Origin of the sequence: Antarcticibacterium flavum (assembly GCF_006159205.1) — a bacterium.
Lineage (GTDB): Bacteria > Bacteroidota > Bacteroidia > Flavobacteriales > Flavobacteriaceae > Gillisia > Gillisia flava.
Genome location: NZ_CP040812.1, coordinates 1,345,926 through 1,363,026 on the forward strand (window position 1 = coordinate 1,345,926; position 17,101 = coordinate 1,363,026).

The 17,101-nt window shown below is 41.9% G+C and carries 16 protein-coding genes; 4 read left to right on the plus strand and 12 right to left on the minus strand.

Features of this window, described 5'->3' with window-relative positions; translation table 11 throughout:
• Positions 1 to 25: 25 nt before the first annotated feature.
• The 4 genes from FHG64_RS05600 to FHG64_RS05615 form a co-directional block, all read right to left on the minus strand.
• Positions 26 to 601, minus strand: coding sequence for a transposase (locus FHG64_RS05600; protein ID WP_139065503.1), 576 nt, complete (start codon positions 599 to 601; stop codon positions 26 to 28).
• On the minus strand, positions 598 to 1,425 hold the full coding sequence (locus tag FHG64_RS05605; RefSeq protein WP_139065504.1) for an alpha/beta hydrolase: 828 nt from the start codon (positions 1,423 to 1,425) through the stop codon (positions 598 to 600). Before FHG64_RS05605 ends, FHG64_RS05600 begins: the two co-directional genes overlap by 4 nt.
• Before the next feature lie 199 nt (positions 1,426 to 1,624).
• Entirely contained in the window at positions 1,625 to 2,371 is a 747-nt protein-coding gene (locus tag FHG64_RS05610) for a hypothetical protein (protein WP_139065505.1), read from the minus strand.
• A gap of 49 nt (positions 2,372 to 2,420) precedes the next feature.
• Positions 2,421 to 2,960 (minus strand): hypothetical protein, encoded by a 540-nt coding sequence (locus tag FHG64_RS05615; RefSeq protein WP_139065506.1) that lies wholly within the window; start codon positions 2,958 to 2,960, stop codon positions 2,421 to 2,423.
• Between the two features lie 632 nt (positions 2,961 to 3,592).
• On the opposite strand from FHG64_RS05615, the gene katG reads away from it, so the two are divergent.
• Positions 3,593 to 5,851 (plus strand): catalase/peroxidase HPI, encoded by a 2,259-nt coding sequence (katG, locus tag FHG64_RS05620; protein ID WP_139065507.1) that lies wholly within the window; start codon positions 3,593 to 3,595, stop codon positions 5,849 to 5,851.
• A 108-nt stretch (positions 5,852 to 5,959) separates the two neighbouring features.
• Here katG and FHG64_RS05625 read toward each other — a convergent pair whose 3' ends face one another.
• Together FHG64_RS05625 and FHG64_RS05630 are read right to left on the minus strand one after the other, a co-directional pair.
• On the minus strand, positions 5,960 to 6,916 hold the full coding sequence (locus tag FHG64_RS05625; RefSeq protein WP_139065508.1) for a leucine-rich repeat domain-containing protein: 957 nt from the start codon (positions 6,914 to 6,916) through the stop codon (positions 5,960 to 5,962).
• A 285-nt stretch (positions 6,917 to 7,201) separates the two neighbouring features.
• Positions 7,202 to 7,828, minus strand: a complete 627-nt coding sequence (locus FHG64_RS05630) for a hypothetical protein (RefSeq protein WP_139065509.1) — start codon at positions 7,826 to 7,828, stop codon at positions 7,202 to 7,204.
• A gap of 318 nt (positions 7,829 to 8,146) precedes the next feature.
• Here FHG64_RS05630 and FHG64_RS05635 point away from each other — a divergent pair, with 318 nt between their 5' ends.
• Positions 8,147 to 9,136 (plus strand): 2-hydroxyacid dehydrogenase, encoded by a 990-nt coding sequence (locus tag FHG64_RS05635; protein ID WP_139065510.1) that lies wholly within the window; start codon positions 8,147 to 8,149, stop codon positions 9,134 to 9,136.
• A gap of 843 nt (positions 9,137 to 9,979) precedes the next feature.
• Here the strand turns inward: FHG64_RS05635 and FHG64_RS05640 are convergent.
• The 6 genes from FHG64_RS05640 to FHG64_RS05665 form a co-directional block, all read right to left on the minus strand.
• Positions 9,980 to 10,177, minus strand: a complete 198-nt coding sequence (locus FHG64_RS05640; RefSeq protein ID WP_139065511.1) for a hypothetical protein — start codon at positions 10,175 to 10,177, stop codon at positions 9,980 to 9,982.
• Between the two features lie 26 nt (positions 10,178 to 10,203).
• Positions 10,204 to 10,713: a hypothetical protein gene (locus FHG64_RS05645; RefSeq protein WP_139065512.1), complete on the minus strand. Its 510-nt coding sequence runs from the start codon at positions 10,711 to 10,713 to the stop codon at positions 10,204 to 10,206.
• Between the two features lie 21 nt (positions 10,714 to 10,734).
• Positions 10,735 to 11,964 carry a radical SAM/SPASM domain-containing protein gene (locus FHG64_RS05650; RefSeq protein WP_139065513.1) on the minus strand — a complete coding sequence of 410 codons (1,230 nt, stop codon included), beginning with the start codon at positions 11,962 to 11,964 and terminating at the stop codon, positions 10,735 to 10,737.
• A complete protein-coding gene (locus tag FHG64_RS05655) occupies positions 11,954 to 12,949 on the minus strand; it encodes a hypothetical protein (protein ID WP_139065514.1) in 996 nt (331 codons plus the stop codon). The genes FHG64_RS05650 and FHG64_RS05655 overlap by 11 nt, the downstream gene beginning before the upstream one ends.
• Positions 12,946 to 13,512, minus strand: a complete 567-nt coding sequence (locus tag FHG64_RS05660) for a hypothetical protein (RefSeq protein WP_139065515.1) — start codon at positions 13,510 to 13,512, stop codon at positions 12,946 to 12,948. The genes FHG64_RS05655 and FHG64_RS05660 overlap by 4 nt, the downstream gene beginning before the upstream one ends.
• Positions 13,513 to 14,046: 534 nt before the next feature.
• Positions 14,047 to 15,270 carry an IS4 family transposase gene (locus FHG64_RS05665; RefSeq protein WP_139064964.1) on the minus strand — a complete coding sequence of 408 codons (1,224 nt, stop codon included), beginning with the start codon at positions 15,268 to 15,270 and terminating at the stop codon, positions 14,047 to 14,049.
• 269 nt (positions 15,271 to 15,539) lie between these two features.
• On the opposite strand from FHG64_RS05665, the gene FHG64_RS05670 reads away from it, so the two are divergent.
• The gene (locus tag FHG64_RS05670) at positions 15,540 to 16,382 is read left to right on the plus strand and encodes an L-lactate permease (protein ID WP_139065516.1); all 843 of its coding nucleotides are present in this window, start codon (positions 15,540 to 15,542) and stop codon (positions 16,380 to 16,382) included.
• Positions 16,373 to 16,987 carry an L-lactate permease gene (locus FHG64_RS05675; protein ID WP_139065517.1) on the plus strand — a complete coding sequence of 205 codons (615 nt, stop codon included), beginning with the start codon at positions 16,373 to 16,375 and terminating at the stop codon, positions 16,985 to 16,987. The genes FHG64_RS05670 and FHG64_RS05675 overlap by 10 nt, the downstream gene beginning before the upstream one ends.
• The last annotated feature ends 114 nt before the right edge of the window (positions 16,988 to 17,101 follow it).

The following is a 17,101-nucleotide window of genomic DNA, read 5'->3' on the forward strand; positions in this document are numbered from 1 at the left end:
TAAAATTTTAGCCTCCTAATTATGGTTATTTTTTATAAAATTTGTCCTCCTGCCATTTTTTAGGATTGTTAATGATATATGCTGAAATATTTTGGTGAGACCTTTCATTTCTAATTATTATTTCCCAATAATTCCGTTGCCATAATTTTCCCATTGTTTTGTTTTGAGATTTGTATATCTCGAGGCATTTATTGAAAACAATGGATTTGTAAGCCCCTATTATATTTCCAATTGTTGGGGCGACCCTCGCGGTCGCCCAATCGTCATTTTCTCCTAAATCATTCTTAGTGGCATCCCCGGAGGGGGCGACCGCAAGGGTCGCCCGTACGGGGTTATCATTCAAAATAATAATTCCGTGCATATGATTAGGCATGACCTGGAATACATCCAGATCTAAATTAGGGAAGCGTTCCGGCAATTTCTGCCATTCGTCATATGCAATTCTGCCAAATTCATTTAAGATCATTTCTCCGGCTTCGATTTTTCCAAATCTATGCTTCCTGTTCTGGCAAGGAATTGTAATAAAATACGCCCCGGCTTGTGTATAATCGTAGCCTTTAAGGCGGGTAGATCTTCGATTATGTCTTCTTACATCCCTCATCTTTCGCTATTCCGGTTTTCGAATCTTTTCAAAACCCTTTCTATCTCCTCCTCATACCTCTGCGTCCCCAAAAAATTATTATGGCCAAAGCCCTCCATAGTAATGAGCGTATCGCCGGGTTTGAATTCCTGTTGCAGCTTAAGGGAGGAGCCGTAATAAATGATCTCATCCTCATCCCCGTGCAGAATGGCCACTGGAGCATTTGTATCCCTGAGATATTTGCCTGTGCGGAGCTTATATTTTATTAAGAAAGATGGTATGATTTGCAGGGGCGTGGTATTATTCTTCAGGTCGGGGACAGAGTAGAAAGGCGCCTGCAGGATCAAAAGCTTTGGAGAATTTTTGGCTGCCAGCCTCGCAGCCATTCCCGACCCTATGGAATGCCCCAGCACGATGATATCCTGCTCCTCATACTCCTGCTTTACGTAGTCATAAAGGCTTTGCATATCCCGGTGAAGCTGTGCTTCATTCTGTATGTTACCCTCGCTTTTGCCGTATCCCCGGTAATCGGGGATGAAAAGGTCATAATTGAACCTGGTGAAAGTTTCGGCTACACCTCCCCATCCTTCCAGGGAGCCGGCATTTCCATGGAGGTAAAAAACCACTCCTTTTGGTTTCTCAGCTTTGAACAATAAAGCATTCAGCTCCTTTCCATCGTGCATTTTTACAAATCGCTCCTCAAAATCACCGGAAACTCCAAATTTAAAATCCCTCGCTAATGTCTGCGGAAAAAATATCATCTTTTCCTGGAAGAAATAGGCGAGAGTGCAAATAAGCAGATAAAGTCCTGCTAGAACTGAAATTAAGATTATAAGATTTTTCATAGAAAGAAAGATACAGATTCCGGATTACTTTTAGGCCAAAGCCTTGAGTCTGGAGTCTGGACCAATTTTAACTTAACAGAAATATTATTATATCTGCTTCAGAAGAATTCAGGTAAAATTCTGTTTCTTTAAGTGTGTTTCTTCAGAAAAAATAAACGTATGATTTATGCCTCTAACCTTCAGCATTAGACATTCAGCATTAATTTTCAACAGCCTCTTCTGTATTTTTATTATTATGCTCCCTGTACAGCTTTTCGCCCAGTTTACCTTCATCGCCTAAGGCCCTGCCCTTAATAAGCCAGGCTGCCCCGAAAAGAAACAACATGACAGCCTCCAGCACCAGGGTGGAATTTTCAAACAATTTAAATTTTTCTGAAACCGGGACCAGCAACATACAAACTATTATCCCAATCCCGCAAAACCGGTAAATATGATTTTCATTTAACCTGCTCACTGGAATTTCCTCGTTCTGCTCCTGCCCTATTGTGAAAACATTAAGCGCCAGCAATGCAAAGATCCCAAAAAGACCTGCCGCAAAACCATAATGCAGCCACCCCAGCCAGTACAAGTCATATGGAATGAGCGTGTACAACTTTTCCTGTCCGGGGGCAGGGTTTACAGGTATAAGCGCTACTCCCAAAGCCATGATGCCGGCGATATTGGTTAGTAATTGATCGTTTTTAAAGAAAGATTCATTATCGTGGCCTTTGTACCTAATAAGGAATACCCCAACTGCACTTAAGGTACCCGTGAGGATCTCCCTAAAATTTGTATAATAATAATCACTTATTGAAGGCTGGAGCGAAGTGTCAAAAAACCTGAAAAGCGATAAAATCACCAGGATGACTGGAAGCAGTAATCCCAAATAACCTATAGCTCTCCTTATACGCCGGTAGGTAAAAATATCATTTTGTCCTCTCCTGCCTTTTCTGTTTCCCTGGTTCATCCATTAAAAAGTTTTTTATTGGAACAGGAACTTTCTCCCTTTCTTTCCACTATTTTGAACCCCTTAGCTGCCGGGAATCCCTGGAAAGGATCTTACGGGCAGTTGCAAGCAGGCTGGTGTAGCTGCCAACATCGACTCCCTGTTCATCGCCCCAGCTCTCCCCACGGGTACGCACCGTAATCGCATCTTTTTCCCAGTGCCAGGAGTAGATGATCTTTTCATAAGCGGTCTCAGGTTCAGCATAGTTAAAGGTGTTTCTTTGCTCATCATAAGGATACTGGTTCTCTGTTTCGACGATCATAATTGGCTGGTCGTTCTTAAGATAAACTGTGGTAATAAACTGCGCATTGGAGAGAAATATACTTTGGGAGATCTTACGTATTTCTTTTCCCAGCAGCCATACCTCCAGGCTTCCTCCCCCATCTGTAGCCCTGTTGTAAACATCATTGGTATCAAAAGAATAATGCTCCAGGCCGGGATCCATATCGATCTTGCTTACCTCACTGTCTATATCAAGCACAGATAATTTCTGGCCCTGCACCGCAAAGCTAAAAAGGCATATGAGAATTGAGATCGAAAATTTCATCATTTTGGGCGGCAGTTTTTCTATTTATTAAACTGATAAACAGGCATAACAACGAAGATACCGTTTATCCGGGAATTTTCAGAATTTGTTTAAGGAATGAATACACTGTTGTCCGGTTAAAGAGTCTTGACCGCTTCCGCTGCTAGAATATAGAACCCAGACTAAAATCTACGACAGCCATATATAGCAAGGCTAAACGGAAATTTACATTATATTAATCGGACACCAATAGATTGAAAATTGAAATTTTGAAAATGTTGCTGTCCGATTAAAGCTTATAATTTAACTGAAGCCTTGATGCGTGAAATCAAAGAACACGTTAGCCTCGCCCAGGGGAAGGTTTCGATTCTGATATTTTTAAATCTTCTATTTATTCAGCAGCTTGACTAATTTCTATTCCAGGCTGTATAAATAAAAGAGTGGATTCCATATTTAAGCAGCGACAATGATCCATATCCTTTTAGCTGAGACCAGTGACTTTAAAGCCTCAATTTAATTTTTGTAAAAAAAAATTTCAAGGTACTTCCTCTATAGTTTTTACTTACTCACCATAGTTATTTAGTATATAAATCGAAAAGCTATAAGGAAAAATTATAGTATTTTTATAGTAGTTAAATCAATTAAACCTTCCAACAATGAAAAATAACGATCACGACACTCACGGTAACCACAAAGTATGGGAAGTCAACGAATCCAGCCGCTGTCCTTTTATAGGCGGGGCCCTGGATAAGACTGCTGGCAGTGGTACATCCAACCGCGACTGGTGGCCTAATTTATTGAACCTTTCAATTTTAAGACAACATTCAAACCTCTCTGATCCTATGGGGGAAGGTTTTAATTATGCTGAAGAATTCAAAACCCTGGACCTTGCAGCAGTGAAGAAGGATCTTCACGACCTAATGACCGATTCTCAGGACTGGTGGCCTGCAGATTATGGCCACTACGGCCCTTTATTCATACGAATGGCCTGGCACAGTGCCGGTACTTACCGAATCGGTGACGGCCGCGGGGGCGCAAGTTCAGGCTCACAGCGGTTTGCACCATTGAATAGCTGGCCAGATAATGCCAACCTTGACAAAGCACGCCTACTTCTATGGCCTATTAAACAAAAATATGGCAGAAAACTTTCATGGGCAGATCTTATGATACTCACAGGAAATGTTGCTCTTGAATCTATGGGACTTAAGCCTTTTGGTTTTGGCGGGGGACGTGAAGACATCTGGGAACCAGAAGAGGATATCTACTGGGGATCTGAGGGGGAATGGCTAGGCAACAAAGAAAGATATGCCAATGAGGACCGGCTTGAAAATCCGCTGGGTGCTTCACATATGGGACTTATCTATGTAAACCCTGAAGGTCCTAATGGAAACCCAGACCCTCTTGGAGCAGCCCGTGATATAAGGGAAACCTTTGGGCGTATGGCAATGAACGATTATGAGACCGTAGCTCTAATCGCCGGTGGACACACCTTTGGAAAGACCCACGGGGCAGCAGATCCAGTAGAAAATGTAGCTGCAGAGCCTGCCGGGGCTGCCATCGAAGAAATGGGCCTTGGATGGAAAAATAAATTTGGGACCGGAAATGCCGGCAGTACTATCACGAGCGGGATTGAAGGGGCGTGGACCACATCACCAACAAAATGGAGCAACAACTTCTTTGAGAACCTCTTCAACTTTGAATGGGAATGCCATAAGGGCCCTGGAGGTGCCTATCAATGGAAACCAAAAGGAGACGCAGGTGCAGGAATGATTCCAGATGCTTTTGATCCTGAGAAAAAGCATGCTCCTTTTATGCTAACTACAGATATTGCTTTACGGGAAGACCCTTCCTATGGAAAGATCTCCAGGCATTTCTTTGAGAATCCCGAGGAGTTTGCAGACGCTTTTTCACGGGCCTGGTATAAATTAACCCACAGGGACATGGGACCTGTTTCCCGTTACCTGGGGCCTGAGGTGCCAACTGAAGAATTACTTTGGCAGGATCCTATTCCAAAAGTTGATCATGAATTGATAGACAGCAAAGATGTTGAAACGCTTGAGAAAAAGATCCTGGACTCCGGGCTTACAGTATCCCAATTGGTGACTACAGCCTGGGCATCGGCCTCTACCTTTAGAAATTCAGATAAGCGCGGGGGAGCCAATGGAGCCCGGATAAGCCTGGAGCCACAAAGGCACTGGGAGGTAAATAATCCACCGCAACTCCAAAGGGTAATTATGAAACTGGAGGAGATACAGGAAGATTTCAATAGCTCCCAAACTGGAAATAAGAAAGTTTCCCTGGCAGACCTTATCGTTCTTGGAGGATGTGTCGCAGTGAAAAAAGCTGCGAAAGATGCAGGATATGATATTGGAGTGCCTTTTGCTCCAGGCCGCACAGATGCTACCCAGGAGCAAACAGATGTGGAAGCATTTGAGCCACTGGAACCAATTGGAGACGGCTTTAGAAACTATTGGAGTAACAGGGATGGTATGAACGCCTCACAGGAGGAACTACTTGTGGACAGAGCACAGCTTTTATCCCTTACCCCACCCGAAATGACAGTACTGTTAGGAGGAATGCGCGTGTTGGACACCAACTATGATGGCTCCAAAAATGGAGTATTTACAGACCGGCCGGGGCAGCTTACCAATGATTTCTTTGTAAACCTGCTAGATATGAGAACAACCTGGAAAGCCAGGACAGATGTTCAAAACGTATTTGACGGCAGTGACCGTAACAGCGGCGAAGGTAAATGGACAGGTACAAGGGTTGACCTTATTTTTGGTTCCAACTCTGAACTTAGAGCAATTGCAGAAGTCTATGCCCAGGAAGATTCCAAAGAGAAATTTGTGAAGGATTTCATCAAAGCCTGGGATAAGGTGATGAATTTGGATAGATATGATATTAGAAAATAATCATGTGCCTTAAAGGCAATTCAATGCTCACATTCGATTAAAAATATAAATGGCCTCTTCCCGGGGCCATTTTTTTATTTCATTTCCGGGGGGAGTTGCATATTAGATTTAGAACTCACAATCTGTAACCACCACGGTACTCTCATTGCTTAAAGTAGCTATTTGTTCAAACTCTTCAGGAATGTCGTCAATGCAAATGTGTTCTGCATAAGGATAGTTCCCCATATTTGAACCCCCAATATCCTCAGCACGCAAGGTTGATAGCACTGAGTTATTTTTCAGGATAAGGGAACGAATACGATTTTCAGAAATGTCAAGCCATTCCAGGTTAGTGAGGCAATGGAAGTCAAAAATCTCGGGTTCCCCTCCTTCCAGGTAATAGGTATTCAGCTTTTTAAGCGAAGGGATCTGGCAATAATCAATATTTAAAAAACTATTGGTGAGATCAAGGTCAATTAAACCTGTGGTACCTTCAAAATTAACATCCATAAAATTAATTGGAAGGCCTATGTTATCATCTGTAAAATACTCATAATGCGGCCTGTCATTGATCAACCTTACCGTAGCCAAATTTGTGAGGCCGGAAAGATCCAATACATCACTAAAATTTGTTGCGAGATTATTAAACTCAAGATATTTTAGATTTGTTAATCCGGTAAAATCGTAGCTGATCAATTCAGAACCCGTTACCCCTGTGCCAATTCCGTCACCCTGACCGGTTATCTTAAGGTATTCAAGATTGATGAAATTCTCAATTCCGGAAAAATCAACAAGTCTCCCAATTTCGTGGTAATAAAAATTCATTATCAATCCTTTTATAACCTCTGCCTCACTGCGCTGAATCTCGCCATCATTATTTAAATCAATGTCATTGTCCCCCACGCCATCACCCGTAGTGTCTATTGAGTTACTGCTAAGGAGCTTATCCCTGAAAAGTTCATCGGGAATAAAAATAATATCCTCTGCAACCGGCTCCTCAGGTTCATTATCATCTGTTGTTTCAGTATCGCATGAGGTGAAAAACAAAGCCAGTGCCATACACATGAACGTAGTGGTCCTTTTCATTATTCAATGGAAGTTTATGAGTACTAATTTGTGTAGGGCAAGTCTAAGATAAATAAAATCTCAAGTAAAAAACTAAAGCAGAAGGTTTTAAATATGAATTCCTGCTTCAAACAAAAAGGAAGGTCGTCAATCTAAAAATTTCAATTGTAGTCGCCCTATACCAGGAGAATAGCGTACCGTACAGAATCAGGATATGAGTTATTAAATTTTAATACTTTCCCCTCTTCTCTCTATTCTCTTCTCTTTATTCTTCCGTCCTGATTCTTGTTTCTTGGTTCTTGGTTCTTAATCAGAAGATTCCTCCTGCTCATACCTTCCCCTCAACAACCCGATCATTTGCCCAATTCCAATTCCAAAATACATACGGTCTTTGTTGATTTGCAGCAAAGGGGAAAGAGACAAGCCATAATACCGGGTAAAAGGAAATTCAAGTTTAGGGTTTATGATCAAACTTAGCGTGTTGTAGCTTTGGTAATCATAAGTATAATTTTGCGCTAAAAAACTACTTGTTTCTACCGGCTCCCAGTTGGTGGGCTCATTGATTATGGTAAATGCGACTCCCAGGGACAAATTGGCGCGAATAGTCCCTTTTTTATTAAACTTGTAAACTTTTCCCGCCATAAGCTGGATGTTTTGCAGTTGATCATAGGGATTGGCCAAACCCAGTGTTAGTAAACCTATAATACCCGAGGAATAATTTTCGGGTGCGGCGACAGGGCGCCTAATAAAACCCGAATATCCTATCTTAAAAGAGTAAGATTCCCTAAGCACATAATTTGCATTGATATCTACTCCCAAATAGTTCCCGGCACTAACTTCAGCAGAATGATAGATGGCGTGGTTCTGAGCGAATTGCGCATGTACAGTGTTAAAACAGAATAGAATAAATAGGAGGATTAAGGTTTTCTTCATTTGGAAATTAAGAGATCTCCAATGCAAAATTAAAAGGAGAAGGAAAAGTTAAAGATTTTGAGGTAATTACCAAAAACAATTTGGTTCATTAAGTGATTCTTTGCGGTATGTAATTAAGGAATTACTAATCTGGAATGGAAATTACCATTCCTCAATTTATTTATTACAAGTTCATCCCCCACCGCGACCACGGCTTTATAATTACACTTCAGGGCTAAAAACGGATAGTTGCGAGTGCTAAAAGGGTACAAATCTACTTTACAGTTATTGCCAATTTCACCTCCATATTTCTTAACTTTAAGAGCAAATTCGGAACCAATGAAAACTCTCTTCTTCAGCGCGAAACAATATGATAAAAATTCATTTACAGATCAAAATAAGACTCACAACTTCCAGCTGGAGTTTGTAGAGGAGCCGCTGAACCGGCATACTGCCGTTCTCGCTAAGGGGTTTGACGCTATCTGTATCTTTGTAAATGACAGTGCAAATGCAGAGGTGCTGGATGTGCTTGCAGAACAGGGTGTGAAATTGATTGCGCTGCGAAGTGCAGGTTACAATCATGTTGATCTCTCCAAAGCAAAAGAACTTGGTATTAAAGTGGTGCGGGTTCCCGCCTACTCTCCTTATTCTGTTGCTGAACATACCGTGGCCCTTATACTTACCATTAACCGAAAAACCCACCGTGCCTACAACCGGGTGCGGGAAGGCAATTTTTCACTGAACGGCCTCATGGGATTTGACCTGCATGGCAAGACAGTGGGACTCATTGGCCTTGGAAAAATAGGAGTTTGTACTGCTAAAATTCTCCTGGGTTTTGGCTGCAAGGTCCTGGGATATGATGTGGAGGAACAGGAAGAGGTCAAACAACTCGGCGTGGAATACAGCAGCCTGGATAACCTCTATTTGAAGTCAGATATCATTTCCCTCCACTGCCCCTTAACCCCAGATACGCACCACATCATCGACAGTTCCTCCATTGCAAAAATGAAAAAGGGAGTAATGCTCATCAATACCAGCCGCGGAGCACTGGTGGATACCCAGGCGGTGATCGACGGACTCAAAAGCGAGTACATCAAATACCTGGGCATCGATGTATACGAGGAAGAAGCAGATCTTTTCTTCGAAGACCTTTCAGATAAAGTGATCAAGGATGATGTTTTCATGCGCCTGCTCTCCTTCAACAACGTCCTCATCACGGGCCACCAGGCATTCTTTACAGAAGAAGCCATGAGGGAGATCTCGAGGGTGACATTAGGGAATATTGCGAGTTTTGAACGAGGTGGGGAGGTTGAGAATGAGGTGGTTTGAAGGGGTGGCGGTTGGCGGTTGTCAGTTGTCAGTTTTCGGTTGTCGGTTGTCGGTTGTCGGTTGTGGGTTGAAAAAGTTCTAGGTTGTAGGTTGTAGGTTGAAAAAAAGTGGAGAGAGGAGAGTAGAGAGAGGATAGTCTGGACGTGTTATAGGTTGTGCTCAGTTGTCGGTTGTCGGTTGAAAAAGTTCTAGGTTGTAGGTTGAAGGTTAAAAAAAAGTGGAGAGTGGAGAGTGGATAGTTGGAACTTGTTAGTACGCTGTTCTCAGTTGTCGGTTGTCGGTTGAAAAAAAAGTGGAGAGTGGAAAGAGGAAAGAGGATAGTTGGAACGTGTTAGTAGGCTGTTCTCAGTTGTCGGTTGTCAGTTGAAAAAAAAAGTGGAGAGTGGAAAGAGGAAAGAGAAAAGTTGGAACGTGTTAGTAGGCTGTTCTCAGTTGTCGGTTGTCGGTTGAAAAAAAAGTGGAGAGTGGAAAGAGGAAAGAGGATAGTCAGTGCGGGTTATAGGTTGTTCTCAATTGTCGGTTGAAAAAAATGGAGAGGGAGGAGATCCTTAGTCCCGAGATTGTAATATTCCGATTTGGAATTTGGAATTTGGTTCCATTGTTGTCCTATTAAAATATGTAAAATCTTCCTTACCCTTTGAATAGCTAGACAGAGGGTATATCAACCTCGACCAGATGGTGGTTTTGAATCTAAAAAAGTTCAGGAAATTTGAATTTATGCAAAAGAATCTAAGTGGCTATTTTCCAGGCAATCATATTTTAGTCTAGGTTCTAGATTCCGGCAGCGAAGCGGTCTAGACTCTTTCACCGGACAACAATGATTTGGTGCTTGGAATTTAAAAATTAATCTCGCTTCTCAGAAACAAGTCCAGGCTTTAGATTCCAGACGCCAGACTCTCCTTCAATAAGAACTATTACATCAAATTTAGACGTTGGATCCTGAGAAGACATTTGGAATTTGGTGCCTGGAATTTGGTGTTTTTTAATCCCATAACTCCTAACACCTAACTCATAACTCAAAACTTTTCCCTCTTGTTTCATGTCTCTTGATTCTTGATTCTTCTTAACTACAGCCGGTAAAACAAACTAAACCCGATGCTAAGTATAACATCACTCATCCCTCCAATGTCTTCAAAAAGTCCTTCTTCCTCGCGGGAGAGGACAAAGGAAAGACCGGCATCTGCTGCTATACCCAGTTTGGGGGAGAGATTGAAGTCCTTGCCTAATCGCGGCACCAGTAACAGGTATTTCCTTTTTTCGTAATCGGTTTCAAGCCTTAATTGATAAATGCCAAGCCTGCCATACCAGGGGCGTCGGATTGATAGCACTGATGTCTCTCCAAAATGGTAATAATAATCTCCTCCTACCGAATACACATCCTCATATTCACCGGGAAAAAATCCCGCACTTATCCCCAGTTGAGATTGTCCCATTTGGTAACGGAGTCCTAAATTGATCAATTCAGGATGGCCGAGTCCTGTCGCAATATTAAATTTTTCCTGTGCCATGGCCGGGTTAGTAGCCAGTAGAGAAATGAGACCCAGAACCAGGGTTTGCAAAGGATGAAGTGATTTCATAACTATCCGAATTAAAAATCATTAAGAAAACCTGGTATAATCAATGCAACCGGCATTTTTAAGGGACCTAAGGTTTGCCTCCAGATCCCCATCCAAAAGGTTTCCGGATTTTTTTTGACAGAAAGGACATGGATTAATATCGCCATCTGTATCGATATAAAATCCCTTATACCCTCCACTAAAACAACCATGCCGGCGCTGATAATAACCGTGATAGGTGATAATTGGATAAGAAAGATATTTGGAAGAAAAATTTAATTCGGTATAAATTTCCTCCACGATCTCAAGATGTTCCGGATGTAAAAGCACATCTTTTCCAGCGAAATGCCCTACGGCCTTGGGTTCCAGAAACTGGACAAAGGCCACACCCATTTCCCTCGCCATTTCCATATATCCTATAAGGTTCTCCCGGGTGGCAAATTCCCTTGTGATGCAAATTGATAGAGATACAACGAAATCCTGCTCAAGTGCATTTCTTACAGCTGTTTCTGCCCACGAAAAAGCATCTTTAAAGCCCCTGAATTTGTTATGAAGTTCAGGATCAAAATGATCCAGGCTAACAAAAACACCAGTAAGCCCTGCCTCCTTTAAACGCCTTGCATTATCTTCTGTAAATTTAAATCCCGACGTATCAATCCAGAAGGTAGTTTCTTTTTTATTGGCTGAATTGAGGATCTCAATGATCCGTTCAACTTTCAGCATTGGCTCACCACCTGAAAATTGAATTTCACTCACCCCCTGCCCTTGAAGTTTTTGGACAATTTCTATAAGTTTAGCAGTAGAAAGGTTTTCCTTTTTATTTAAACTGTCCCATTCAAAACAATGATCGCATTGAAGAGAGCATTTTTTTGTAATAGCCATAATGACGTTATTAAACCTGTAAGTATCCTGCTTAACAGGTTTAAAATCATTAAGCTGACTAATCATAAATTTTTTAAAAGTATTACTCCTCCACCCCGGACCGTACAGGTATCGATAATATTTACCATCAACCTGTACTGTTTTTCTCAACTTAAAGTCTCCAACAAATTTTTTTCTGAGGATGATCAGGTATTTAAGTCCGCTAAGCACATCCACAGGATCTTTATAGCATTCCCGGGCAATTTTTATGATACTAAAAATGATCCGGAGGTTGATGTAGTCATTTCGCCAGCCACTTATAATATTAGTACGAGTGATAGTTTTTATTGTAGTCTTTTTAAAGGTGGCCTCTTCCCGAAGCGGAACCCTTAGAACGTGATCAGTTTGCATAGGTTAGGGCAAAGTCGAACATATCTTCTTCAAGGAATTTCCTGTACTGCTCTTCAGAAAAACGGCTAAACCTTCCACTTTCTTTGAACTTTTGTAATTCTGCAAATTGCGGGAGCCCCTTATAGTCACGAATATAGGTGTAATAACCCCTGTTTTTCAGAAATGCAGTAGCGCTACCTGTATGGTTTTCCGGTTTGTATTTAAAGGAGACAATTACCTCGTTCCCTACCTCGGGCTGGATCAAATATTGTTGATCTGCCTTCCGCAGTAATTCCGTTACGTCCTCGCCCTTCTCATCTATCGCAAAGGAAGGTTCCAAAACAACCTCTGTCATTTGTATATTTTCTGAAAAATCCATTCCCGCCCGGTCAATTTCCCAGAATATAAAGCCGGTCTCCAGTTTTAAAACCACCTTCTCCTCCTTGAAATTCCCCAGATCTATAGGCACAACAAGGTCCCTAAATGCAAGGGGCCCAATTGTAGGTATCTGCTCCACAAGCTTCCACTCTCCCCCGGTCCTTAAATAAACTGAAAGCGGAATATTTTGATCTTTACTCCATTGGGTAGATTCTTCTCCCGCGGTCTTTAATTGTTTCTTCTGGAAGGTGTTATAATATACCCCAAACTGCTCATTGAATTTTCCGAAGGTATAATCCAGCCAATATGAGTTTTTAGCGGTAAGAAAAAGTTTTGCCTGTTTTGCTTCGGAAGGTTTCGCGAATTCGAGAGTTATACTTCTGGAACCATTTGCAGTTTCAACTGAAGAATCAAACAAAAAGGATTTTCCATCCTGCTGAAGTAATTCCGGAAGCGAGGTCGAAAAACGATCTGAAATCGCCCTTTTTGGCGCCTCTATTTTCGAGAAACTGTGGGCATTACCCTTTTGGTCAAGAAGAACTTTTACATCCCCTGGATGCTCCAGCACGATCAATTGCAGAAGGTCTGTATATTGGATTTCCAATAATTCATTGGTAACCTTAATCATATACTCATCGCCCGAGGGGTCAAATTGAGGAAGTGGGATATAATCATCCCGCTGGATATTGGGAGTAATAGCACCCGGATATAACTCCCCCGGAAGACATATTCATTACCATCCTTTACATAAATAAACGGACAGGAACTTTTAGTAAGTGCCACTACAACTATTGCAACCGCAAAAACTGCCACGGCAGATCCTGCTGCATTAACTATGGACCGGCCTGCATTGGGTTTATTCACAGAGATTGAATCGAACATGGAAAAAGGGATGCTTACCTCTTCTCCCACCCTGAAATTCAGGTTCTCACTGGTATAAAAATGCACTTCATTTAAAGGGTTCTCCTTCGTGGGCCTGTATCTATAGGATTTTCTATTCACGGGCCTTTCAAATTTATGATCAGCACCTATGTTGGCAAGCACACCTTTTAATTCCTTTTTGTCATCATCCACCGTCACCTTATTGAGATGCACCATTTGACTTCCGGAATGAAGGATCACATACCTGTCCTCGGGTTCAAGTTTTTCAATTTGAGGGCCCGGCGGCTCCTGCAGCTCACTTTTATTCACCTTATAATAAGAACAGCCACAAAACCCCAGGAATAACACCAGGAGAATGATTGACTGAGACCGACGCCTATTAAAATCAAGAGATCGCAAAACCTGAAAGATAAACCCGGGTGTTTTCATCGTATATAGAATAAAAAGTTAGCTGTGGAATGAAAATCTATCTAATCACCGGGGGATGAATCGATTATGGGGTGGGGTTGGGGGATGTTGATTCTAATTTAGTGAAAAAAGAGATTCAGAGGTAAAATATTTTTAGGAACTAATCCGGTTAATTTTTAGTTATAAAATCGAAAGTTGTCAGTTGTCGGTTATCTTTTGTCGGTTGAAAAAAAGTGGAGAGGAAAGAGATCCTTAGTCCCGAGATAGTAATATTCCGAATTGGAATTTGGAATTTGGTGCTTGGAGCTTAAAAATCAATCTCGCTTTCAGAAACAAGTCCAGACTCCAGATTCACTGGCGTCCGGTAAAAATAGTATTTCCTGATTTAATCTTTATAAGCCTTGATTCTACCTCACTTCGATTTTTATTTTCAATCTATGGGGGTCCTATGTCAAAAAGGTTAGGGGCAAGCTGTATATTTTTAGGATAAATGTTAGGATCTGCTGATTTTAAAAGTAAGTCTGTAACTCTCACATAATTCATTAAATGAAGTCTAAATAGCCCGCAAATCACCGAATAAGATAATCTACAACGTCGCGACCCTTTTCGAGCTATTTGGACCAGTAAATCTGCTATAAGTGCACACCAGATTTGAATACGTATTGCATTCTCATTATCGCCAATAAAGCTGGTGATCTTGAGGTTTTGCTTGAGTCTTTTAAATAAAAGTTCAATTTGCCATCGCTGCTTGTATATTTCTGCAATAGTGCAGGCAGCCAGCTGCATATCATTGGTAATAAATTCAATTTCCCGTTGCTCTTTGTTATCATAAAACTTTATAATGCGGCATTTTACTTTTTGTTTTTGTTGGCTATGCCCTAATTCTGCTCTACAGTCTCCCAATATGCCATATTGCTCATCCTCCTTAGTTAAGAGGTTATAATTCCCCCAAGTTACTTTGCATCTTTTGTGCAGTCGGCTTACAAAACTGACATCGTTTTTACTCCAATGAATAAATAAACCAAAATTTAAGTATGCCTTATCAAAAACTACAATAGTCTGTGCAGGAAGTTTTTTAAATCGGGGCATAAAATTTTTATCATTTTCCGCTGCCTTAGTAATCATTATTAAGGAAGGAACCTGTTCTTTTAGCCACATTCCTGTATGTATTTTGACACCTCCTTTACGCCTCCCATTGGCCATAGCGTTACCACAGGCCTTCATTATATTCTTGAATAACGTAACAGTGGTAGAGTCAACCAAAAACAGCCTGGAGAGCCATTTTTCATTTTTAGGTATATTGCTGTCCGAGAAAAAACGATAGTGCTGCTTATATATGCTTATAAAGGTTTTTTCAAACAACTCAGAACACCGGCGCATATTAGCATCACTCACGGTGCTTCTGCATGGCATAGAACTCATTCCTAAATGTTTTAAACTTTGATTATGTGCTGCTAAACCAGAGCATAACTCACGTAGTCCGCCAACATTCTCAATAACCGCAAACAACATACAGACCAGGTGATCCCAGGATGTAAATCGTTTGGTATAGCGATCTGTACCTAATTGGCCAACTAAACGGTTAAAATTGCTTCGGGGAATAAAAGATAACAGCTGTCCGAGAACTGGCATTCCAGAATTTCTTGTAATTTTGTCCATAATGTCCGCTTTAAGTGGAACCTTTAAAGGGAGTCTGTGGTCGAAAACGAGGACTCCCTTTTTCCATGGTATTAAGGTAGGATTTAATTTGGTTTACCGGACGCCAGTGACTCCAGATTCTAGACTCCAGACTCTTCTTAAAAACTTTTAACCCATAACTCATAACCGTTTCTCTATTCTCTTCTCTCTATTCTTTTTTCTTGTTTCTTGATTCTTGGTTCTTTTTAAGTAGGAAATCCTTAACTTTATTAGATAACTGAAATCTCCCAATGTTACCCACACTCTCGTTCCTTCCCATCGTGCTGCTCATTGCCCTTTGTTTGCTGCGCAATGTGAAGGAGGGGGTATTTATAACGTTCGGGGTTACCTCGCTGCTGTTCTTTTATTGGGGAACCGGGTTTTCTGAATTTGCCGGTTCGCTGGTAGTGTCTGCCTTTACTACCCTCAACATCCTGATGATCGTTTTCGGGGCGGCTTTTCTTTTCAATATCATAGAATCTAATGGGCTTATTAGCAAAATAAGCACTTCGGTAGCCCAACTGCATCCTTCGAACGAAATTAGGTTCTTTCTTTTGGCGATTGGGCTTACGGCTTTTTTTGAGGGGGTTGCAGGATTTGGAACGCCGGGGGCTATAGTTCCGTTGCTGCTTATTGCGCTGGGATATAATGCCGTGCTGGCTGTGGCGGTGGTACTGCTGTTCAATGGTCTGTTCGCGATTTTTGGGGCGGTGGGAACGCCTTTGACCATAGGTATGCAGGTGCCGTTGCAACTGGGTGACAAACTCATATTTGAGATCGGGATCATCTCAACCCTTGCTTCGGTTTTTGTGGTTTTTCTATGGCAATTTTATGTGTTCAGAATTTTTAAGACCTACGGAAATATTCTGGAGAAAAAGAAACTTATCATCCTGCTATACATCCTGTTCATCATCCCCTTTTGTCTGCTGGCTTTCGTCATACCCGAACTGGCCACGGTTCTCGCTGCTTTGTGCATGTTGATGCTTTCGGTTTTGTTGCTGAAGAAAAAGGAAACCCGGATAAACTTCAGGCCTTGGCTGCCTTATTTGCTCCTCGCCCTGCTGTTGCTTCTCCCCGCCTCTTTATGCCGTTAAACCGATGGATTGGCTGGGACATCACTTTTGCCGATATGTTTGACACAGGAATAAGCGCGATCTTCAGGCCCCTACAAACGCCTTTTGTCCCATTCCTGATCATAGGCCTGGGAGTAGCTTTTTGGAGTAAAAATTATGATCTTGGCCTAAAGGTTCCTTTGAAGAAATCTGCCAGGGTTTTGGTGGTGCTATTTCCTTCTATTGCCATAGCCCAGCTTATGATACATTCCGGAGGAGAAAATCATTCTATGGTGGCCTATATTGCTGAAGCCTTGTCAGGAACCGGCGACGCGTATCCGCTCATTGCACCTTTTTTGGGAATTACCGGAACCTTCATCACCGGCAGCACCACAATTTCAAATATTGTATTTGCTCCCTCGCAACTGGAAACCGCCAATGTCCTGAACCTTCCCGAAGGAATTATCCTGGCACTCCAACACGCAGGTGCGTCCCTGGGAAATGCGGTGTCCCTTTTCAACATTATAGCGGCAGCAGCGATTGCAAATCTGACGAATTACAAGGAGGTGTTGAAGATTACCCTGGTTCCGGTGGTGTTAGGTGGGGTGGTCCTGGGGGTGATTGGGTGGGTGTTGATTATGATGTGATTTTTCAGGAACGTGGGATCCTGTTCCCGGTAACGTATGGACGTTGCATGCAACGTCCGTACAATTGGAAACGTCCGTATAATCCTTATTTTCCGCACAATCGTTATCGTCTGT